13 protein-coding genes are annotated in these 21836 nt (G+C 71.4%); 9 read left to right on the top strand and 4 right to left on the bottom strand.

Annotation, left to right across the window (positions count from 1 at the left end; translation table 11 throughout):
* Nucleotides 1-1953 (bottom strand): GTP-binding protein, encoded by a 1953-nt coding sequence (locus AC5L36_RS09640; protein WP_441214600.1) that lies wholly within the window; start codon nt 1951-1953, stop codon nt 1-3.
* A gap of 198 nt (nt 1954-2151) precedes the next feature.
* On the opposite strand from AC5L36_RS09640, the gene AC5L36_RS09635 reads away from it, so the two are divergent.
* From AC5L36_RS09635 to AC5L36_RS09625, 3 genes are all read left to right on the top strand, one after another.
* Nucleotides 2152-2832 carry a M50 family metallopeptidase gene (locus AC5L36_RS09635; RefSeq protein WP_441214948.1) on the top strand — a complete coding sequence of 227 codons (681 nt, stop codon included), beginning with the start codon at nt 2152-2154 and terminating at the stop codon, nt 2830-2832.
* 107 nt (nt 2833-2939) lie between these two features.
* A complete protein-coding gene (locus tag AC5L36_RS09630; protein WP_441214599.1) occupies nt 2940-3344 on the top strand; it encodes a YunG family protein in 405 nt (134 codons plus the stop codon).
* A gap of 36 nt (nt 3345-3380) precedes the next feature.
* Nucleotides 3381-4244 (top strand): SDR family oxidoreductase, encoded by an 864-nt coding sequence (locus AC5L36_RS09625; protein ID WP_441214598.1) that lies wholly within the window; start codon nt 3381-3383, stop codon nt 4242-4244.
* 84 nt (nt 4245-4328) lie between these two features.
* On the opposite strand, the gene AC5L36_RS09620 is transcribed toward AC5L36_RS09625, so the two are convergent.
* Together AC5L36_RS09620 and AC5L36_RS09615 are read right to left on the bottom strand one after the other, a co-directional pair.
* A complete protein-coding gene (locus tag AC5L36_RS09620) occupies nt 4329-6956 on the bottom strand; it encodes a pectate lyase-like domain-containing protein (RefSeq protein ID WP_441214597.1) in 2628 nt (875 codons plus the stop codon).
* Between the two features lie 156 nt (nt 6957-7112).
* On the bottom strand, nt 7113-8333 hold the full coding sequence (locus AC5L36_RS09615) for an ROK family transcriptional regulator (protein WP_441214596.1): 1221 nt from the start codon (nt 8331-8333) through the stop codon (nt 7113-7115).
* 181 nt (nt 8334-8514) lie between these two features.
* On the opposite strand from AC5L36_RS09615, the gene AC5L36_RS09610 reads away from it, so the two are divergent.
* The 6 genes from AC5L36_RS09610 (at nt 8515) to AC5L36_RS09585 (ending at nt 20853) form a co-directional block, all read left to right on the top strand.
* Nucleotides 8515-9798 (top strand): ABC transporter substrate-binding protein, encoded by a 1284-nt coding sequence (locus AC5L36_RS09610; protein WP_441214595.1) that lies wholly within the window; start codon nt 8515-8517, stop codon nt 9796-9798.
* Nucleotides 9799-9864: 66 nt separating this feature from the next.
* Entirely contained in the window at nt 9865-10839 is a 975-nt protein-coding gene (locus tag AC5L36_RS09605; RefSeq protein WP_441214594.1) for a carbohydrate ABC transporter permease, read from the top strand.
* Between the two features lie 9 nt (nt 10840-10848).
* On the top strand, nt 10849-11688 hold the full coding sequence (locus AC5L36_RS09600; protein WP_441214593.1) for a carbohydrate ABC transporter permease: 840 nt from the start codon (nt 10849-10851) through the stop codon (nt 11686-11688).
* 16 nt (nt 11689-11704) lie between these two features.
* The gene (locus AC5L36_RS09595) at nt 11705-13060 is read left to right on the top strand and encodes a GH1 family beta-glucosidase (protein WP_441214592.1); all 1356 of its coding nucleotides are present in this window, start codon (nt 11705-11707) and stop codon (nt 13058-13060) included.
* A 322-nt stretch (nt 13061-13382) separates the two neighbouring features.
* A complete protein-coding gene (locus AC5L36_RS09590) occupies nt 13383-16589 on the top strand; it encodes a DUF4082 domain-containing protein (RefSeq protein ID WP_441214591.1) in 3207 nt (1068 codons plus the stop codon).
* Nucleotides 16590-16599: 10 nt separating this feature from the next.
* Nucleotides 16600-20853, top strand: a complete 4254-nt coding sequence (locus AC5L36_RS09585) for a DUF4082 domain-containing protein (protein WP_441214590.1) — start codon at nt 16600-16602, stop codon at nt 20851-20853.
* Here the strand turns inward: AC5L36_RS09585 and AC5L36_RS09580 are convergent.
* On the bottom strand, nt 20820-21824 hold the full coding sequence (locus AC5L36_RS09580) for a 2-dehydropantoate 2-reductase (RefSeq protein WP_441214589.1): 1005 nt from the start codon (nt 21822-21824) through the stop codon (nt 20820-20822). The genes AC5L36_RS09585 and AC5L36_RS09580 overlap by 34 nt on opposite strands.
* Nucleotides 21825-21836: the final 12 nt, after the last annotated feature.

The raw sequence follows: 21836 nt of genomic DNA, 5'->3' as shown, positions 1-21836 counted from the left end.
TCACGGCACCCGGCGGAGCACCCGCAGCAGGTACTCCTTGCGGTCCAGCGGGTTGGCGTCCCACCGCGACCGCGACGGCACCGGGCCACGCACGGGCGCGTAGTGGTCGAACATGTTCTCCACAACGCCCTCGCCGCGGGTCAGGCCGGGCAGGCGCTGCTGAAGCTCGTGCACGCGCGCCGCGGGCACGAAGCCCTCCAGCACACCCACTGGTCCGCGCAGGTCGGGCTGACCGGGCACGCCGCCGAGCCGCACCAGCACCGGCAGCAGCGTGCCGAACGTGTCCGCCGGAAACTCCAGCCGGAACCGGTGCAGCGGCTCGTGCACCACCGTGCCCGCACGGGAGAGGGCGGTCATCAGCACCAGCGGCGTGAGGCCGCGGAAGTCGAAGCCGGTACTCGACATGCTCTTGTCGAAGGTGGCGTGCGCGTGGCTCTGCCGCGCCGCGTACCCGGAGTGGGTCATGGTCACGACGCAGTCGGTGACCCGCCAGCCGTGCAAGCCCTGCTCCAGGGTCTCGCGCACGGTGTCCTCGACCGCCTTCACGAACGCGTACGGCATCGACCCCAGCTCCACCTCCAGGCGGTAGCCGACGCCGGAGCCGGCGGGCGCCGGATCCACCCGGAACCCGACGGTGGCCAGGAACGGGTTGCCGTCCCGGCCCATGAACTCGACCGCCGCGCCGGTGCCGGCCGGACGCTCGACGCAGATCGTCGTGCTCTCCCGGAAGCTCGCCGCCACGCCGTACTCGCCGGCGAGCGTCGCCTGGATGACCTCCTTCTGCACCTCGCCGTAGAGCGACACCGAGATCTCCTGGCGGATCGCGTCCTGCCGCAGGTCGATGAGCGGGTCCTGCTCGGCGAGCTGGGTGAGGGCGGCGTGCAGCGCGCCCTTGTCGGCGGGGCGGGCCGGCTCGACGACCGTCTCCAGCGACGGCGGCGCGAAGTGGTGCGCCGCGGTCCCGTGCGGCCGGCCGATCGGGTCGCCGACGCGGACACCGCCCAGGCCCCACAGCTTGCCGATGCGGCCGGCCGGAACCTCGTCGGCGCGCACCGTGCCGCCGCGGTCGAAGACGCCGATCGCGGTCACCTTGCTGTCGTCGCGGAGGCGGTCGCGGGTGCGGACCGTGCCGGAGAACATCCGCACGTAGGCGACCTTCTCGCCGGCCCGGCCACGCTCCACTTTGAACACCGTGCCGGAGACCGGCCCGCGCGGGTCACCCGCCGCGGCCGGCAGCAGGTCCGCGATCCCTTTCATCAGCGCGGGTACGCCGGCGCCGGTGATCGCCGAGCCGAAGAAGATGGGGTACGCGAGGCAACGGCGGGTGGCGCGGGCCAGATCGGCGCGCAGCCGGCGGGGTGTGACCGTTCTCTCGTTGTCCACAAAGGCGGCGAGGAGCGCGTCGTCGTGCCGGGTGAGCGCGTCGACGAGCGCCGCGTCGTCCGGTACGAACGCCGCCTGCCGGGTGCCGAGCGATGTGACCGTTCCCATCGGTACCGCGGCGGTGGTCAGCTTGTCCGAGACGGCGGCGAGCAGGCCGGCGTAGCGCGCGCCGGAGCGGTCGATCTTGTTGACGAACAGCAGGGTGGGGATGCGCAGGCGGCGCAGCGTGCGCATCAGCACGCGAGTTTGCGCCTGCACCCCTTCGACGGCGGAGACGACGAGCACGGCGCCGTCGAGCACGCTCAGCACCCGCTCCACCTCGGCGATGAAGTCGGGGTGGCCGGGCGTGTCGATGAGGTTGACGGTCACATCGCCGATCGCGAACGACACCACGGCCGACTTGATCGTGATGCCGCGCCGCCGCTCGAGCTCCATCGAGTCGGTCTGCGTGCTACCCGCGTCGACGCTCCCGATCTCGTCGATCACGCCGGCGTCGTAGAGCAGCCGCTCGGTCAGGCTCGTCTTACCGGCGTCGACATGGGCCAGGATCCCCAGGTTCAACGTACTCACGCGTCATGTCCTCTACATAGGCGTCGATTCCCTTCTGGACGGACATGTACGCGGCACGCATCTCGGGTCTCCTCTCCAGGACGTCGGGTCGCTGACCACTCCATCAGGACCACCGGTGTGCGGACAACCGATTAAGCGCGGACCTGCCGTTTCGCCGATGGTGACCAAGCCCGGCCCGCCCTTACCGTGACGCCTGTGATGCCGCTCGCCGCCGCCGTGACCGACGCCGACCCCGCCCGTGTGGTCGTGCTGGCCGCGGTGATCGCCTGGGTCGGTGCGGTGCCGATGTTCGTGGTGACCAAGTACGCGGCGACGGTCGCCCACGAGGGCGGTCATGCGCTGCTCGGTCGCCTGCTGGCGCAGAAGGTGGTGAGCATCCGCCTGGAGCGCGGCGGCAACGCGGCCACCAGCTTCGGCGGCAAGCTCCCGTGGGCGATCGACGTGCCGGTCACGATGATGGGCCACCTCGGCCCGTCCGTGTTCGGGCTCGGCGCCGCCTGGCTGGCGGTGCGCGGCTACACCGCGGCGGTCTTCTGGGCCAGCCTCGCGTTCCTGGTGCTCATGCTCTTCGTGGTGCGCGGCCCGGTCGGATGGCTGGTGGTGCCCGCGCTGGTCGTGCTCGCGTTCCTCGCCGCCGTCTACACCGAGCCGCCCACCCAGGCGCTGCTCGCGCACGTGTGGGCCTGGTTCCTGCTGATCGCCGCGGTGGAGCAGAGCCTGGTGGTCATGCGCGGCGGCGCGTACGCCACCAAGGGCTCCGACCACGACGAGCTGCGCCGGCTCACGCTGCTCCCGCCGGTGCTGTGGGGACTGCTGTTGCTGACCGGCTCGGTCGCCGCCCTGGCCTACGGCGGCGCGATGCTCCTCCGCCTGGGGTGACGGCGCCGAGCTCTACCTCGAGGGGCGGAGGGCGTCGCGGAGCTGGTCCGTGCGATCCACTCGCGGCGCCGGCGCCTTTCGTCGTAGGCGCCTCGCATACTCGTGCGATGACTCCCTGGACCTTGGGCGACATCGAGGCGGCGCTGCGGGCCAGTTGGGCGGCCGACACCTGCTCACCGGACGACGTCGAGCGCGCCGGCTGGCAGCCCGGCAATCCCGCCTGGGGGCAGTGCGACATCACCGCGCTGTTGCTGCACGACCTGCTCGGCGGTGAGCTGATGCTGGGTGAGGTGTGGCGCGGCGCGGTGCAGGAGGGCTTCCACTGGTGGAACAGGTTGGCCAGCGGCGTCGAGATCGACGTGACCCGGTCGCAGTTCGTCGACGGGCAGCGGGTGGTGGCGGTGCGTGCGGTGAGCCGGCCGCCCGGGACGCCGCCGCGGCGGGCGGAGGAGTACCGGTTGCTCCGCGAGCGGGTGGCCGCGCACCTCGGCCCGCTCCCGCGGGAAGTGTGACAGCTCCTGACCTACTTGCCGCCTAGTGTCGGCGGCATGAGAGTTCTTGTGACCGGTGCCACCGGGTTTGTCGGGCGAAACGTGGTCAGGCGCCTCCTGGCCGAAGGGGTGGCCGTCCGGGCGCTCACCCGGCGCCCCGGCGGCGCGGGGCTGCCGGCCGGCGTCGAGGTCGTGCGCGGCGATCTCGAAGATCCGGCGAGCGTCGCGCCCGCGCTGGCCGATGTGGACGCCCTCTACCTCTTCCCGGTGGAGCGGACCGCGGCGGAGGTCGTGGCGATGGCCCGTGACGCCGGGGTGCGGCGGATCGTGGACCTGTCGGCGGCGTCTGTGACGGCCGGGCTGCACACCAACCCGGTCGAGTCGCACGTGGCGCGGTCCGGTCTACAGTGGACGCACCTGCGGCCGGGTGGCTTCATGGCCAACATGCTCCAGATGTGGGCGCCCACGGTGCGGGCCGAACGGGTGGTGCGTTACCCGTTCGCGGACGAGCCGATGCTGCTGGTCCACGAAGACGACATCGCCGCCGTCGCGGTCGAGGCGCTGCTGCGGGAGGGGCACCACGGTGCCGCGTACACGATCACCGGGCCCGCGGCGGTCACCGTCCGCGAGCAGGTGCGGGCGATTGGCGCCGCGCTCGGCGAGGAGGTCCGGTACGAGGAGGTGACGCGCGAGGAGGCGCGGGCGCTGATGCTGGCGCAGGGCGGGTTCGCGGCCGCGAGTGCCGACCTGATGCTCGGCTTCGTCGAGTACGGCGGCGACGCGCCGGAAAGCGACAGCGGCTACGCCGAGCAGGACTGGTCGGCGCTGTCCCGCCCGTGGCCGGATGTGGAAAAGGTGACCGGTCACCCGGCCCGCGCTTTCGCCGAGTGGGCCCGCGACCACGCGGACGACTTCCGGTAGCCCGGACCGTGGCCACGGGCCGCCCGTCGCGGAGGCGGTCCGTGGCCACGGTCTCTTGGTGGGAGGGCTGCGGTCTACGGGGGACTACGGGTAGTTGTTCAGCGTCTGCCGCTGGGTCGCCGTGTTGGCGGTACCCCCGGTGTTGTTGATGATGCGGTTGATCGTGCCGACGCCGCCGAGCGACACCGTCACCAGGTTGTGGAAGCGGACGCCGGGCGTGTCCGGCACCTCGAAGGAGCGCTCGGCGACCACCGCGGGGTTGACGTTGAAGTAGCAGTAGCTGCCCACGCCCCACGCCTCGTGGCTGGTGACGCCGTTGGCCACCTTGTACGCGGCGTACCCGCGCGTGCTCCCGTTCATCCACGCGGCCTGGTTCGGCGGGTCGTACGGCTTCTCGTTCTGGAAGAAGTACGTGCGGCCGCCGTTGCCGTTCCAGATGACCTCGTACTTCTGGTAGTGCTCGACGAACAGGCCGTACATGGTGACGTTGTCGCCGTTGACGGTGAGGCCGGTGTCGGCGGTGTTGACGTTCCAGCCGATGCCGTCGCCGTGGTCGCCGCGCCACAGCCACATGTGGTCGCCGATCACGTTGTCGCTGTTGACGGTCAGCGTGTTGGTCGCCTTGCCGGCGATCGCCCCGCCGATGCGGAAGAACACGTCGTGCAGCGAGGTCGGGTTGGCGGCGTGGCTCGCCGACGACCCGGCCGGGCCGACCTCCATCAGCACCGGCGAGTTGGTGGTGCCGGCCTCGAACATGATGCCGGCGACCTTCACGCCGTCGACGTCCGCGACCGACATGGCCGTCACGCCGTTGTTGGCCTGGAGGGTGGCGAGGCCGAGGCCGAGTACCACCGTGTCCGGCCGGGTGATCCGGATGGTCTGGTCGATCTGGTACACGCCCGGCGTGAACAGCAGATGCCGCCCGGCAGCGAGCGCGTTGTTGATGGTGGCCGCGGTGGTGCCGGGGCGGACCAGGTAGAACTGGCTCAGCGATATGGACGAGCCGGCCGGCGTCTTGCCGAACCACGTCGTGCCGGCCGAGTTTGCGCGCAGCGCGGGCACGAACACCCGGTACTCGCCGGTGCCGTCGACGTACAGGAACGGCTTCTCGCGGACCACCGGCGTCTGCCCGATCACCGTGTGCGGCGGGTTGGGGTAGTTGGCCGCGGGCGCGCCGGTGACGCCCTGGAACACCATGTTCCACACGCCGCCGTTCCAGCTGCCGAACTCGCTGTTGCGCGAGTACCACTGCTGCTGCGAGCCGGAGACCACCTGGCCGTCCACTTTGGTGTCGGCCATGAAGCCGCCGCTGGACCACCCGTCGCCGCCGTTCCACAGCTGGATCTGGTTGCCGGCGCCGCGCAGGTGCATGCGGCGGTACGGCGCGGCCTGGGACACCGCCCAGCGCTCCACGATGGTGCCGGCGGGCAGCGTGACGGAGAGGTTTTCGGCCGCGCGCCAGAAGTTCTGCGTGGCGTTGCCGCCCATCCAGAACGCCTCGGCCCGCACGTGGCCGTTGAGGTTGGTGTCGTCCGGCGACATGCCGAGCCCGGCGACCTGGGTGAAGAAGCCGAGGTTGACGTCGGCGGTGTAGTTGCCGGGCTTGAAAAGCACCGCGTACCGGTTGGGCGCGAACTGCGCCGTCTCCTGCTGGGTGAAGATGGTGTTCAGTCGACTTTGGATGGTGGAGGTGGGCGTGGACGGGTCGAAGACGAAGGTGTTCGGCCCGAGGTTGGGGTTGCGCGGGTCGGTCGGCTCCACCGGGTCACCGGTCGGCGGGCTGGTGGTCGGTGTGCCGCCGCCGACGCGTACCTGGAGCTCCCACAGCGAGTAGCCGAAGCCGGTCGCCCGCGCGGTGCCGTTCATGCGCACGTACCGGCCGGTGCCGCTCACGTCGAGCGTCTGCGTGCCGCCGGTGGAGGTGGTCGTGGAGTAGACGGTGGTCCAGCTCGTCCCGTTGGCCGAGGTCTGTATCTGGTACGCCGTCGCGTGCGCGGCCTCCCACTGGAGCACCACCTGGCAGATCGACTGGCTGGTGCCGAGGTCCACCTGGATCCACTGTGGATCGCTGAACGCGGAGGCCCAGCGGGTGCCGGTGTTGCCGTCCACCGCGGCCGAGGCGGGGTAGGCGGCGGCCTCGGTCGAGGATGCGGTGGCGGGGCGGCCGGCGGCGGCGTTGGCGGTGCCGCACACGTTGGGCTGGGCGCCGAACTCGCCGATCACCTCGAACTCCCACAGCGAGTACCCCCACGCCGTGGCCCGCGCGGTGCCGTTCATCCGCACGTACCGGCCGGAGCCGGTCACGTTGAGCGTCTGCGTGCCGCCGGTGGAGGTGGTGGTGGCGTAGACGTTGGTCCAGGTGGTGCCGTTGGTCGAGGTCTGTATCTGGTACGCCGACGCGTACGCGGCCTCCCAGCGGAGCACGACCTGGCTGATCGTGGCGGTGGTGCCCAGGTCGACCTGTATCCACTGTGGATCGGTGAACCCGGAGGCCCAGCGGGTGCCGGTGTTACCGTCGACGGCCGCGGTGGCCGGGTAGGCGGCGGACTCGGTGGAGGAGGCGGTGACCGGCTTGCCCTGCGAGATCAGCGTGGGCGCGGCGTTGGCGAACGGTATCGCGCCGAGCGGGAGCAGCGCGAGGACGGCCGCCGCGACGACGGCGATGACGAGTGGTCGACGTCTGATCCGGCGAAAGGGGGTACGCGAAATCATGACCCTGCCTGTCGTGGGTGGTGGGGCCCGGACGCCGAAACCGGGCAACGCTGAGAGCGCTCTCGCTCCCCGGCAGAGTGTTACGCCGGGGTCACGAGTGCGTCAAGACATAGATCCATCACAACGTAATAAATCCCGAATGCCGGAAGGCGCGGCTCAGGCGGGGACCGCCGTCGCGGCGCGCACGCCGCCGGCCGCGAGGAGCTGGGCCACCGGGAGGGTCGCCGCGCCCAGCGCCACCGCGTCGACGCCCAGCTGGCCCAACTCGATCCTGGCCTGCTCGAACGGCTTGCGCAGCGCCTGGGCCGCCGCCGCCGCGCGGATCTCCGGGAGCAGGCGCGAGCCCAGGGCCAGGCCGGCCCAGCCGCCGAGCACCACCCGCTCGGGGTTGAAGAGGTTGATCAGGTTGGCGACGCCGGCGCCCAGGTAGGCGGCCGTCTCGTCGAGCACCCGCCGCGCCGTCTCGGAGCGGTCGGCGGCCGCCAGCAGCGCGTTGATCTGGGACTCCTCGTCGGCGCCGGGCACCGCGCGACCTCGCCGCGCCTCCCGGTAGCGCTCGATGATGCCCTCCGCGCCGACGTAGGCCTCGAGGCAGCCGCGGGCGCCGCACCGGCAGGCCCGGCCGCCGTACACCAGCGTGGTGTGCCCCCACTCGCCGGCGCTGCTGGCCACCCCGCGATAGGTCGCGCCGTTGCTCACCACGGTGGCGCCGACACCCGAGCCGACCAGCGCGAACACCGCGTGGCGGGCACCCCGGCCGGCGCCGAACCACATCTCCGCCTGGCCCTGCGTCTTGGCGCCGTTGTCGATGTGGAGGGGCACGTCGACCTCGGCCCGGATCATGCGCTCCAGGGGCACGCCGTCCCAGCCGAGCGTCTGCGCGTACACGACGGCCTCGCGGTCCTGCACGACGACGCCGGAGACCCCGACGCCCACGCCGAGCAGGTCGGCGCGGGGGACACCGGCCTGGTCGGTGACCGCGGCGAGGCCGGCGACGATGTGGCGCACGACGGTGGCCGGGTCGGGCCGGGCCGCGTCGATCGGGTAGTCGGCGCTGGCCAGCAGCGCCATGGACAGGTCGAAGAGCTCGACCCGCACCCGCGTCTCACCGACGTCGACGCCGGCCACCAGCGCGAAGCGGGGCGCCACCCGCAGGCTCATGCTCGGACGGCCGCCGTCGGACTCCAGCGCGCCCGCGCCCACCACCAGGCCGGCCGCGATCAGGTCGGCCACGACGTTGCTCACCGCGGGCTGGCTCAGCCCGGTGCCGCGGGCGAGGTCCTGGCGGGTCAGCGGCCCCTCCAGGAAGAGCTTCGACAGCAGCGCCGCCCGGTTACGCAACCGGACCGTGCGGTTCGTCGTGCGTTCCAGCGCCATCCACCACCTCGATCAAACCCACCCGCCGGCAGATAACTGTAAGGCTCTCGTGCCCGCCGCCAGGCTCATGAGAGCGATCTCTTGACGGCGAACCGCAAAGTCACTTTAATGACGTCGTAATTTAAGCCCTGATGTAACTCCCACGCCAGAAGGGCAGATCGTGTCTCGACGACTGTTGGCTATGACTGCCGCGGCCCTGATGTTGGCCGCTTCGATTACCGCGTGTGGCGACGACTCGGACGGTGGTTCCGGCGGCGGCGCCAAGACACTGACCTACTGGGCCAGCAACCAGGGCTCCAGCCTCGACTTCGACAAGCAGACCCTCCAGCCCGAGCTGGACAAGTTCGAGCAGCAGACCGGCATCAAGGTGAACGTGGAGGTCGTGCCCTGGTCCGACCTGCTCAACCGGCTGCTGGCCGCGGCCACCTCGGGCAAGGGCCCGGACGTGGTCAACATCGGCAACACCTGGTCGGCCTCGCTCCAGGCGACCGGCGCGTTCGTCCCGTTCGACGACGCCACCATCGGTGCCGTCGGCGGCAAGGACCGCTTCGTGCCGGCCGCGCTGGCCGCCGCGGGGGCGCCCGGCCAGCCGCCGACCGCCGTGCCGCTCTACAGCCTCGCGTACGCCCTCTACTACAACAAGAAGATGTTCGCGGACGCGGGCATCACCGCCCCGCCGACCACCTGGGAAGAGCTCGTCACCACCGGCAAGAAGCTGACCAAGGGCAGCCAGTGGGGCCTGGCCGTCGAGGGCGCCAACATCTCGGAGAACTCGCACCACGCGTTCGCGTTCGGCCAGCAGTGGGGCGGCGAGTGGTTCGACGCGTCCGGCAAGCCCACCTTCGACACCCCGCAGAACGTGGCCGCCGTCAAGCGGTACATCGACCTGATGGCGGTCGACAAGATCGTCAACCCGAGCAACGCCGAGTACGCGCAGAACCAGTCGGTGTCCGACTTCGCCAACGGCAAGGCGGCGATGCTGCTGTGGCAGGCCGCCGGTTCCGCGTTCAAGGCGCAGGGCATGGCCGCCGACGCGTACGGCGTGGCGCCGGTGCCGTTCCCGGCCACGGCTCCGGCCGGTGGCAAAAAGGTCAACAGTATGGTGGCCGGCATCAACATCGCGGTGTTCAAGCACACCAAGGACAAGGACGCCGCGCTCCAGTTCGTGAAGTTCATGACCAGCGACGCCGAGCAGATCCAGCTCAACAAGACCTACGGCTCACTGCCGTCGGTGACGACGGTGGCCGGTGACGCGGCGTTCCAGGCCGAGGAGCAGAAGGTCCTCGCCCAGGTGCTCGCCACCAGCGCGGCCCCGCTGCCCCAGGTCGCGGAGGAGAGCAAGTTCGAGACCCTCGTGGGTACCGCGATGAAGGAGCTGTTCGCCGACGCGGCCAGCGGCAAGGCGGTCACCGAGCAGGCGGTCAAGGAGAAGCTCAGCAACGCCCAGCAGCAGATGGGCAGCTGAGCGACGAAGACGTGGCCGTGGAGGGGAACGCCGACCCCTCCACGGCCCATCCTTGAGAGGACCGCGATGGCGACCACCACGACGGCTCCGGCGACGGTCCGGCCGTCCGCCCCCGGGAAAGCCGGCCGCGGCAAGAAGACCCGGCTGCCCCGATCCAAGCTGCCGTACCTGCTGCTGCTCCCGGCCGTCCTGCTGGAGCTGCTCGTCCACGTCGTACCGATGGTGGTCGGCGTATGGATGAGCCTGCTGGAGCTGACCCAGTTTCAGATCCGCGACTGGTCGGCGGCGCCCTTCGTCGGCCTGGACAACTACAAGGCCACATTGGACGTCAACGGGCCGGTCGGCAAGGAGCTGCTGCACTCGTTCTGGGTGACCGTGCTCTACACGACCTTCTCGGTCGGCCTGTCCTGGATCTTCGGGCTCTTCGCCGGCGTGTTCCTCCAGCGGCCCTTCCCCGGTCGGGCGGTGCTGCGCACGCTCTTCCTCACCCCGTACGCGCTGCCGGTCTACGCGGCCGTCATCACCTGGACGTTCATCTTCCAGCGGGACACCGGCCTGCTCAACGAGCTGCTCACCTCGACCGGGCTCGCCGACGACCGGCCGTTCTGGCTGATCGGCGGCAACAGCTTCTGGGCGCTGCTGGTCGTGTCGGTGTGGCGGTCGTGGCCGTTCGCGTTCCTGTGCATCATGGCCGGCCTCCAGAACGTGCCGTCGGAGATGTACGAGGCGGCCGCGATCGACGGCGCCGGCTTCTGGCGCCGCCTCAAGGACGTGACGCTGCCGATGCTGCGGCCGGTCAACCAGGTGCTGGTCCTGGTGCTGTTCCTGTGGACGTTCAACGACTTCAACACGCCGTTCGTCCTCTTCGGAGGGTCCGCGCCGGAAGAGGCCGACCTCGTCTCCATCCACATCTACCGCAGCTCGTTCATCACCTGGAACTTCGGCCAGGGCTCCGCGATGTCGGTGGCGCTGCTGCTCTTCCTGCTGCTCGTGACGGCCGGGTACCTGCTGGTCACCAACCGGAGGAGGGACCCTGCATGAGGAGAAACCATGCGTGAGACCACCGCCGAGCGCTGGTCGCGGCGCGTCGTGCTCACCCTGCTCACGTTGTTCACGATCACGCCGCTGTACGTGATGCTCAGCTCCGCGCTCAAACCGCTGAAGGACGTGCAGGGCGCGTTCACGTGGTTTCCCTCGCGCCCGAGCGTCGAGGCGTTCGTCGACATGTGGAGCACCGTGCCGCTGGGCCGGTACCTGGTGAACAGCCTGCTGGTTTCCAGCGTGGCGGCGCTCGTCTCGGTGGCGATCGCCGTCTTCGCCGCGTTCGCGGTCAGCCGGTACCGCTTCCGCGGCCGGCAGGTCTTCTCGGTGACCGTGCTGTCGACGCAGATGTTTCCCGGGATCCTCTTCCTGCTCCCGCTCTTCCTCATCTACGTCAACCTCGGCAACGCCACCGGCGTCGAGCTGTACGCCAGCCGCACCGGGCTCGTCATCACGTACCTGACGTTCTCGCTGCCGTTCTCCATCTGGATGCTGGTCGGCTACTTCGACTCGATCCCGCGCGGGCTCGACGAGGCCGCGCAGGTGGACGGCGCCGGTCCGATGAGGACACTCTTCCAGGTCATCCTGCCGACCGCCGTGCCGGGCGTCGTGGCGGTCACGGTCTACGCCTTCATGACCGCGTGGGGCGAGGTGCTCTTCGCCTCCGTGATGACCGACGAGAACAGCCGCACCCTCGCCGTCGGCCTTCAGGGGTACGCGACCCAGTACCAGGTCTACTGGAACCAGGTCATGGCCGCGTCGCTGGTCGTGAGCATCCCCGTGGTCGCCGGTTTCCTGATGCTCCAACGCTATTTCGTGGCCGGCCTGACCGCCGGCGCAGTCAAGTGAGAAGGGTTGTCGACGAGTGCCGGACCTAACCAAGCTGCCGCCCGACTTCACCTGGGGCGTCGCCACCGCGGCGTATCAGATCGAAGGTGCCGTCGACGAGGACGGCCGGAAACCGTCCATCTGGGACACCTTCAGCCGGGTACCCGGTGCGATCGACAACGCGGACAACGGCGACGTCGCCTGCGACCACTACCACCGGTGGCCCGAGGACGTGGCGCTGATGCGCCGGCTCGGCGTCCAGGCGTACCGCTTCTCGGTCGCCTGGCCGCGGGTCGTCCCGGACGGCACCGGCCAGGTCAACGCGGCCGGCCTCGCCTTCTACGACCGCCTCGTCGACGGGCTGCTCGAGGCGGGCATCAAGCCGATGGTCACGCTCTACCACTGGGACCTGCCGCAGGCGTTGCAGGACAAGGGCGGCTGGCCCGAGCGGTCCACCGCCGAGGCGCTCGCCGACTACGCGACGGTCGTGGCCGGCGCGCTCGGCGACCGGGTCACGGAGTGGGTGACCGTCAACGAGCCGCTGTGCGTCTCCTGGATCGGCCACCTGGAGGGGCGGATGGCGCCCGGCGTGCGCGACCTCGGCCTCGCCGTGCGCGCCAGCCACCACACGCTGCTCGGCCACGGTCTGGCCACCCAGGCGATCCGGGCCGCGGCGGCCCGCCCGCCGTCGGTGGGCATCGTGCTCAACCCGAGCCCCTGCGAGCCGGGCAGCGAACGCCCGGAGGACGTGGCCGCCGCGCGGCGCGCCGACGGGCACACCAACCGCTGGTGGCTCGACCCGCTGTACGGGCGCGGCTACCCGGCCGACATGGTCGAGACGTACCGCCACGAGCCGCCCGTCCAGCCCGGCGACCTGGAGCTGATCGCGACGCCGACCGAGTTCCTCGGCCTCAACTACTACTTCCGGCAGCTCGTGGTCGACGACCCCGAGGGGCCCGCGCCGTACGCCCGGCAGATCCCGGTGCCCGGCTCGATGGAGACCGCGATGGGCTGGGAGATGTACCCGTCCGGCCTCGAGCAGCTGCTGGTCGGCGTGTCGGAGACGTACCGGCCGGCGCGCGTCGTCGTCACCGAGAGCGGCTCGGCGTGGCGTGACGAGCTCACCACGGACGGCGAGATCCAGGACAAGGAGCGCACCGACTACCTGGAGCAGCACATCGACGCCTGCGCCTCGGCGGCCGGTCGGGGCGTGCCGATTGACGGCTACTACGTGTGGTCCCTGCTGGACAACTTCGAGTGGTCGTACGGGTACGACAAGCGCTTCGGGCTGGTGCACGTCGACTACGACAGCCAGCGCCGCACCATCAAGGCCAGCGGCCACGCGTACGCCAACCTGATCGCCCAGCACCGGCAGGTGACCGCGGTCAACTGAGACCTCCCCGTCGGGGGAGACAGCGCGGGGCCGGCCCGCCGCCCGCCGTTGGCACCTGGGCGGCGGTGACCGGCCCCGCGCGCGTGCGTACCTACCCGGACGGCGCCGCGGACGGGGCCGGATCACGGGAAACCGGCCGATACGCCGAGCCGTGCCGTACGGACAGCCACGATCAACCAGGCGGAACGGATCACTCAGCCGCGTGCGTCGGCTTCCCGACAGAGGAGCCGGAACGGTGGACCCATTATGTCGACACCGTGAATCGGGCACCCGATTGACTCGCGACGCCGCCGGGAGACCCGCGGCCGGGAGGCAGTGCGCCATGAAGACAGGCAGATCCGCTACGCGGCGCGCCGTGGTCGCCGTTGCCACGCTGCTCGCCGCCGCGGCCGTGACGTTCGGTGCCGAGCCGGCCGCCGCGGCCGATCCGTGCGCGCCGCTGCTCAACCCGATCGCCTGCGAGAACAGCAAGCCCGGCACGCCGAAGAGCACGTGGGACGTGTCCGGCGCGGGCAGCGCCACCATCCAGGGCTTCGCCACCCAGATGAGCGTCAACGCCGGCGAGACGGTCAGCTTCAAGGTGAAGACGGTCGCCACCTCGTACCGGCTCGACATCTACCGGATGGGCTTTTACGGCGGCAACGGCGCCCGGCTGGTCGGGTCGGCCACCCGCAGCGGCGCGCAGAGCCAGCCCAACTGCCTCTCCGAGCCGAGCACCGGCCTCGTCGACTGCGGCAACTGGGCGGTCTCCGCCTCCTGGCCGGTCCCCGGCACGGCGGTGTCCGGCATCTACTTCGCGCGGCTGGTGCGCACCGACGGCACCAGCGGCGCCAGCCACGTCTTCTTCGTGGTGCGCGACGACGCCAGCCACTCGGACATGGTGTTCCAGACCTCCGACACCACCTGGCAGGCGTACAACCAGTACGGCGGCAACAGCCTCTACGCCGGCGCGCCGGTCGGGCGGGCGTACAAGGTGAGCTACAACCGGCCGTTCGGCACCCGGGGCAACGCCGCGGAGGACTTCGTCTTCAACGCTGAGTACCCGATGGTGCGCTTCCTGGAGTCCAACGGCTACGACGTCAGCTACATCGCCGGCGTCGACACCGACCGCCGCGGCCCGCTGCTGCGCAACCACAAGGTGTTCCTGTCGGTGGGTCACGACGAGTACTGGTCGGGCGCCCAGCGGGCGAACGTCGAGGCGGCCCGCGACGCCGGCGTCAACCTCGCGTTCTTCAGCGGCAACGAGGTGTTCTGGAAGACCCGGTGGGAGCCGAGCGTCGACGGCTCGGGGACCGCGCACCGGACCCTCGTCTGCTACAAGGAGACCCACGCCAACAGCCGGATCGACCCGCAGGCACCGTCGACCTGGACCGGCACCTGGCGGGACCCGCGGTTCAGCCCGCCCGGCGACGGCGGCCGGCCGGAAAACGCGCTGACCGGCACGTCCTTCAAGGTGAACGCCGGCACGGTCAACCTCCAGGTGCCGGCCGCCGACGGCAAGATGCGCTTCTGGCGCGGCACCACCGTCGCCACCCAGGCCGCCGGCGCCACCGCGACGTTGGGCACCGGGACGCTCGGCTACGAGTGGGACGTCGACGCCGACAACGGCTCCCGCCCGCGCGGCCTCATCCGCCTGTCCACCACCACGGCGAGCGGCCTGGACCTGCTCCAGGACTACGGCAGCACGTACGGCGGCGGCAGCGCCACCCACAACCTGACGCTCTACCGGGCGCCCAGCGGCGCGCTGGTCTTCGGCGCCGGCACCGTGCAGTGGTCCTGGGGCCTGGACAGCAACCACGACCGCGGCTCCGGCGCCGCCAGCACGCCGATGCGGCAGGCGACGGTCAACCTCTTCGCGGACATGGGCGTGCAGCCCGCCACGCTGGTGTCCGGGCTGACCGCCGCGACAAGGTCGACGGACACGACCGGGCCGAGCGCGACGATCACCCCGCCGGGACCCGGCGCGACCTTCCAGGTCGGCGCGCCCGCCACCATCTCCGGTACGGCTACCGACACCGGAGGCGGGGTAGTGGGCGGCGTCGAGGTGTCCGTCGACGGCGGCGCGACGTGGCACCCGGCGAACGGCCGAGCCAACTGGTCGTACACCTGGACTCCGCAGGCGGCGGGGGCGGTGACGCTGCGAGTGCGGGCGACCGACGACAGTGGCAACGTCGGCGCCGACGGCCCCGGGTCGGTGACCATCGGCGCGCGGACCTGCCCGTGCGACATGTGGGGCACGTCGGCCGTCCCGGCGACGCCGTCCGACCCGGATTCCTCGCCGACCGAGGTGGGGGTCAAGTTTCGCTCCGATGTGGCCGGTCACGTGTCGGCGCTGCGGTTCTACAAGAGCACCGCCAACACGGGTACCCACGTCGGGCACCTCTGGACGGCGAGCGGCACCCAGCTGGCCAGCGTCACCTTCACCGGCGAGTCGGCGAGCGGCTGGCAGACCGCCACGTTCTCCACACCGGTCTCCATCAGCGCCAACACCACGTACGTCGCGTCGTACTTCGCGCCGAACGGCCACTACGCCGGCGACCCGGGCTACTTCGCACAGTCGGGCTGGGACGCGGCGCCGCTGCACGCCCCGCGCGACGGGGCCGACGGTCCCAACGGCGTCTACCGCATCGGGATGGGCTTCCCGACCCTCGCCTGGGAGTCGGCGAACTACTGGGTCGACGTGGTGTTCAGCCCCTCGGGTGGCGCGCCCGACACCACGCCGCCGACGGTGACGGCCAGGACACCGGCGGCCGGTGCCACGGGTGTCGCGACCAACACGGCGGTGACGGCGACGTTCAGCGAGGCCGTGCAGAGCGGCACGATCGCCATGACGCTGCGCGACCCGGGCGGGGTGACCGTGCCGGGCGCCGTGACCTACGACGGCGCCACGCGCCGGGCAACGTTCACGCCGTCCGCGGCACTCGCGGCCTCGACGACGTACACCGCCGGCGTGAGCGGCGCGGCCGACCCGAGCGGCAACGTGATGGCGCCGCTCTCGTGGACGTTCACGACGGCGGCGACGCCACCGCCGTCCGGGTGCCCGTGTTCGATCTGGTCCGCGTCGGCGACGCCGGGGACGCTCTCGGATCCCGACACCGACCCGGTCGAGCTCGGCGTCAAGTTCCGCTCCACTGTGGGCGGCCAGGTCACCGGCGTCCGCTTCTACAAGGGTTCGGGCAACACCGGCACGCACGTCGGTCACTTGTGGACCAGCTCGGGCACGCTGCTGGCGACGGTGACGTTCACGGGTGAGACCGCGAGCGGCTGGCAGCAGGCCACGTTCGCCACACCGGTCTCCATCAGTGCGAACACCACGTACGTCGTGTCGTACTACGCGCCGAACGGCCGGTACTCTGCCGACAACAACTACTTCGGGGGATCAGGCGTCACCAACGGACCGCTACAGGCGTTGCAGAACGGTGTGGACGGCGGCAACGGCGTCTACCGCTACGGCTCGGGCGGGGGGTTCCCGACCAACACATGGGAGTCGAGCAACTACTGGGTCGACCTAGTATTCGTCACCAGCTGAGGAGCCTTCCATGCCCGGCACCAACCGTTGGCGTCGGCTGTTCGCGCCAGCCCTTTGCCTCGTGCTCGCACTGACGGCGCTGACCGTGCTCCGGCCGGCCACCGCCGCGGCGGCCGCACCGTGCCCGTGCTCGATCTGGCCCGCCACAGCCACACCGGCGTCACCGTCCGATCCGGACACCGATCCGGTGGAGCTCGGCACGAAGTTCCGCTCCGATGTGGACGGTGCCGTCACCGGCGTCCGCTTCTACAAGGGCATGGGAAACACCGGCACGCACGTCGGTCACCTGTGGACGAGCTCGGGCACGCTGCTGGCTACGGTGACGTTCACGGCCGAGACGGCGAGCGGCTGGCAGCAGGCTACGTTCGCCGCACCGGTGTCGATCACCGCCAACACCACGTACGTCGTGTCGTACTACGCGCCCAACGGGCGATACGCGGGCGACGTCAACTACTTCGCGAACACGGGCGTGGACAACGCACCGCTGCACGCCCTGCGGGACGGGGTGGACGGCGCCAACGGCCTCTACCGGTACGGCACCGGCGGCGGCTTCCCGACGAACTCGTGGCAGTCGGCGAACTACTGGGTCGACGTCGTCTTCGACACCTCCGTCGCAGACACCACGCCGCCGGCGGTTGCCTCGACGAACCCGGCCGCGAACGCCACCGGTGTGCCGGTCGGGACGGCGATCAGCGCGACGCTGAACGAGGCCGTCGAGGCGGGCACCGCGAGCCTGACGCTGACCGCTGGCGGCACCCCGGTGGCCGGCAGCACCGCGTACGACGCGGCGAGCCGCACGGTTACCTTCACGCCCTCGGCGGCCCTGGCGGCGTCGACCGCGCACACCGCCACCGTCAGCGGCGCGCGAGATCCGAGCGGCAACACGATGTCCCCGTTCAGCTGGTCGTTCACGACGGGTGCGGTGACGGCCGGCTGCCCGTGCACCATCTGGGCGGACACCGCGACACCGGCGACGCCGAGCGTCAACGACAACTCGGCCGTGGAGGTCGGCGTCAAGTTCCGCACCAACCAGGCGGGGTACATCACCGGGCTGAGGTTCTACAAGGGCAGCGGCAACACCGGCACACACACCGGATCGCTGTGGTCGAGCACCGGCACGCGACTCGGCACGGTCACCTTCACCGGGGAGAGCGCGTCCGGGTGGCAGACCGCGACGCTGCCATCGCCGGTGCCGGTCAGCGCCAACACCATGTACGTCGCGTCGTACCACACGACCACCGGCTTCTACTCGGCCACGAACAACGGGTTCGCGTCGGCGGTGACCCGCGGCCCGCTGACCGCCGTGGCCAGCGGCGGCTCGGGCGGCAACGGCGTCTACGCGTACGGGACCGGTGGCTTCCCGAGCAACACCTTCCAGGCCACCAACTACTGGGTCGACGTGGTCTTCAACCAGACCGCGGCCGACAACACCCCGCCCACGCTCACGGCCCGGGTACCCGCGGCCGGAGCGTCCGGGGTCGCGACGACGGCGCGGGTCACCGCGACCTTCAGCGAACCGGTGACCGGATCCAGCGTCGTGATGTCGCTGGCCGGGCCGGGCGGGGCGGTCGCCGGCGCTGCCGCGTACGACACGGCGACGAACACCGCCACCTTCACACCGGCGGCGGCCCTGGCCAACTCCACCTCCTACACGGCCTCGGTCAGCGGGGCGCGGGACCCGGCCGGCAACGTGATGTCGCCGGTCACCTGGTCCTTCACCACCGCGGCGCCGCCCCCGCCACCGCCGGACCAGGGCCCGGGCGGGCCGGTGCTGGTCATCAAGGGCGCCACCGGGTTCACCAGCTTCGCGGCGGAGGTGTTGCGGGCCGAGGGCCTCAACGAGTTCGTCACCGCCGATCTGTCCACGGTGAACAGCGCGGTCCTCAGCCAGTACGACGTGGTCCTGCTCGGGTCGACGACGCTGACCGTGGCGCAGGTCAGCATGTTCACGACCTGGGTGACCGGCGGCGGAAACCTCATCGCCTTCCGGCCGGACAAGCAACTCGCCACTCTCCTGGGCCTGGTCAGTACGACGGGCACGCTGGCCAACGGCTACCTCAAGGTGGACACCGCGAGCGCGCCCGGGGCCGGCATCACCGACCAGACCATCCAGTTCCACGGCACCGCCGACCGGTACACGGCGCTGACCGCGCGGGCGGTGGCGACGCTCTACTCCAGCCCCACGGCCGCGACCACCAACCCCGCCGTCACGCTGGTGAGCGTGGGCCTCAACGGCGGGCAGGCGGCGGCGTTCACGTACGACCTGCCGCAGTCGCTTGTCCACACGAGGCAGGGCAACCCGGCGTGGGATGGGCAGGAGCGTGACGGCGCCGCCCCGATCCGCTCCGACGATCTCTATTTCGGCGGCTCCAGCCCCGACTGGGTCAACCTCGACAAGGTCGCCATCCCGCAGGCCGACGAGCAGCAGCGCCTCCTGGCCAACCTGATCGGCACGATGAACCTCGACCGCAAGCCGCTGCCCCGATTCTGGTACTTTCCGCGCGGCCTCAAGGCGGTCGTCGTGGCCACCGGTGACGACCACGGCAACGGTGGCACCGGCGGCCGCTTCGACCAGTACCTCGCGAACAGCCCGCCGGGATGTGTCGTGGACAACTGGCAGTGCCCGCGCTTCACGTCTTACATCTACACGAACACGCCGATGAGCAACGGCCAGGCCGCCTCGTACAGCGCCAGTGGCTTCGAGGTGGGGCTGCACGTCAGCACGAACTGCGGTAACTACACGGCGAGCTCCATCGCCTCGACCTACTCCACGCAGCTGAGCCAGTTCACGCAGAAGTACAGCGGCGTGCCGGCGCCGGCGACCAACCGTACCCACTGCATCGTGTGGTCGGACTGGTCTTCGCAGGCGACCACCGCGGCCGCCAACGGGATCCGGCTGGACACCAACTACTACTACTGGCCGGGAACATGGGTGGCCGACCGGCCGGGCTTCATGACCGGCTCCGGCATGCCGATGCGCTTTGTCGGCAAGGCCGGCGCGCTGATCGACGTGTACCAGGCCGCGACCCAGATGACCGACGAGTCTGGCCAGAGCTACCCGTTCACGCCGGACACGCTGCTCGACCGGGCGCTCGGCCCGCTGGGCTACTACGGCGCGTTCACCGCGAACATGCACACCGACCAGGCCACCACGTTCCAGAGCGACCAGCTGCTCGCCTCGGCGCAGGAGCGCGGCGTGCCGGTCATCAGCGCGCGGCAGCTGCTCACCTGGCTCAACGGCCGCAACGCCTCGTCGTTCTCCGGGATCTCGCGCAGCGGCAACACGCTCACGTTCGCGGTCAACGTCGGCGCCGGCGCCAACGGTCTGACCGGCATGGTGCCGACCGCCGGCACGGGCGGCACCACGTTGAGCACCCTGAGGCTCGGCGGCAGCCCGGTGACGTTCACCCGCACCACCGTCAAGGGCGTCGAGTACGCGATGTTCGCCGCCGCGCCGGGCACCTACACCGCGACGTACGCGGCCGGCGGCGGCGCGGCGGCGGCCCGCACCGCGCCGGTGGCACCGAGGCTCGGCCCGCCGGCCCCGGCCACCGCGCCGACGGTGTCCACTGTGGAGGTGAGCCCGCTGCCGGACGGCACCGCCGGGTTCGCCTGGCGCACCGGCACCAAGACCGGCGGGACGCTGCTCATCGGGTCCACTCCGGACAAGCTGGAGCCGCTGTCGGCCAGCGGCACGAAGACCAGCCACACCGTGGTCGCGACCCGCCTGCGCCCGGACACCACCTACCACTACCGGGTCCGGAGCACCGACGCGGCCGGCAAGGCCGTCGTCTGGCCGCCGGAGGGGCAGCCGCCGGCGCGGTTCGTCTCCTCCGCGCTCGGGGTCGCCGACCGCACCGCGGCGCAGTTCCGCACCGGGCGCGGCGGCGTGGGCACGGCCGTGCGGAAGGACGGGCTGGGCGCGCTGGCCCTGGCGCCCGGCACGCGCGCCGGAAACCGCGTCTCCCGCGTGCTCGACGCCGGGCAGATGGTGACCTGGGACCGGCTGACCTACGGCGCCACCGTGCCGATCGGCTGCTCGCTGCGGATCAGCGTGCGCACCGGCAGCACGTCGACGCCGGACGCGTCGTGGTCGGCGTGGACCCCGGTCGCCCAGGGCGGCCGGGTCGAGGCAAGCTCCCGCTACGTCCAGTACCGGGTCGAGCTGACCGCGGTACGCGCGGGCCGCACCCCGGCGCTGCACTGGCTCGGCATCACCAGCAACGCGACCTACACGCCGCCCGCGGGGGAGGTCGGCCGGTAGAGGCCGCGCTGCCGGGCGGCCAACCGGGTCAGGCCGAGCAGCGCGTCCATGTGCGGCGTCGGCGTGCCCGTGGCCTGGGCGATCTCCCGGACCACCGTGACCATCGCGTCGAGCTCCAGGGGGCGGCCGGCCTCCGCGTCCTGGAGCATCGACGTCTTGAACGCCCCCAGCCGGCGGGTCACCTCGTTGCGGTCTTCGGCGCTCTGCGCGATCGGGCAGCCGATCCGCTCGCCGATCGCGGCCGCCTCGGCCATGACCGCGCGGACGAAGCCGTTGACGAGCTCGTCGTCGAGGATCAGGTCGGCGGTCACCCCGGCGAGGGCGGAGATCGGGTTCATCGTCATGTTGCCCCACAGCTTGTACCAGATGTCCTGCTGGATCCGGGGCGAGAGGGTGACCGTGAAGCCGGCCTTGCCCGCGACGGCGGCCAGGCTCTCCAGGCGCTCCGTCGTGCCGCCCGCGGGCTCGCCGAGGATCAGGCCGTCGCCGGCGTGGTGGCGGGCCAGGCCGGGCTCCTCGACGCTGGCGCTGAGGTGGACGACGCAGCCCACCACCCGCGCGGTCGGGATCGCCGCGGCGATGGCGCCGTCCGGGTCGACCGCGCGCAGCCGCAGCCCCTCGAACTCGCCGCCGGCGCCGTCGAAGAACCACCACGGCACCCCGTTGATCGCCGGTACGACCACCGTCCGCGGCCCGAGCAGCGGCCCGAGCGTGGGAGCGAGGGCGGGCAGCGCGTGCGCCTTGACGGTCAGCAGCACCACGTCCTGCGGCCCGAGCGCGGCGGGGTCGTCGCTCGCCTCGACCGGCCCGCCGACGATCCCGTCCGCGGTGCGCAGCCGCCAGCCGTGCGTCCGGAGCGCATCGAGGGTGCGACCGCGGGCGAGGGCGGTGGTGGTGTGCCCGCTGGCGGCCAGCCGGGCACCGATGACGCCGCCGACGGCACCGGCGCCCACCACACATACGCGTGTCACACCGCCCATTCA

Source organism: Phytohabitans sp. LZ39, from assembly GCF_059359075.1.
This window is presented reverse-complemented; position numbering and strand designations above follow the sequence as displayed.

What these genes read in the sequence shown, in the direction of transcription:
- AC5L36_RS09600 (WP_441214593.1), top strand. Translation starts at nt 10,849, where the DNA reads ATGCGTGAGACCACCGCCGAGCGCTGGTCGCGGCGCGTCGTGCTCACC.
- AC5L36_RS09610 (WP_441214595.1), top strand. Translation starts at nt 8,515, where the DNA reads ATGACTGCCGCGGCCCTGATGTTGGCCGCTTCGATTACCGCGTGTGGC.
- AC5L36_RS09590 (WP_441214591.1), top strand. Translation starts at nt 13,383, where the DNA reads ATGAAGACAGGCAGATCCGCTACGCGGCGCGCCGTGGTCGCCGTTGCC.
- AC5L36_RS09620 (WP_441214597.1), bottom strand. Translation starts at nt 6,956, where the DNA reads ATGATTTCGCGTACCCCCTTTCGCCGGATCAGACGTCGACCACTCGTC.
- AC5L36_RS09625 (WP_441214598.1), top strand. Translation starts at nt 3,381, where the DNA reads ATGAGAGTTCTTGTGACCGGTGCCACCGGGTTTGTCGGGCGAAACGTG.
- AC5L36_RS09635 (WP_441214948.1), top strand. Translation starts at nt 2,152, where the DNA reads ATGCCGCTCGCCGCCGCCGTGACCGACGCCGACCCCGCCCGTGTGGTC.
- AC5L36_RS09605 (WP_441214594.1), top strand. Translation starts at nt 9,865, where the DNA reads ATGGCGACCACCACGACGGCTCCGGCGACGGTCCGGCCGTCCGCCCCC.
- AC5L36_RS09585 (WP_441214590.1), top strand. Translation starts at nt 16,600, where the DNA reads ATGCCCGGCACCAACCGTTGGCGTCGGCTGTTCGCGCCAGCCCTTTGC.
- AC5L36_RS09615 (WP_441214596.1), bottom strand. Translation starts at nt 8,333, where the DNA reads ATGGCGCTGGAACGCACGACGAACCGCACGGTCCGGTTGCGTAACCGG.
- AC5L36_RS09630 (WP_441214599.1), top strand. Translation starts at nt 2,940, where the DNA reads ATGACTCCCTGGACCTTGGGCGACATCGAGGCGGCGCTGCGGGCCAGT.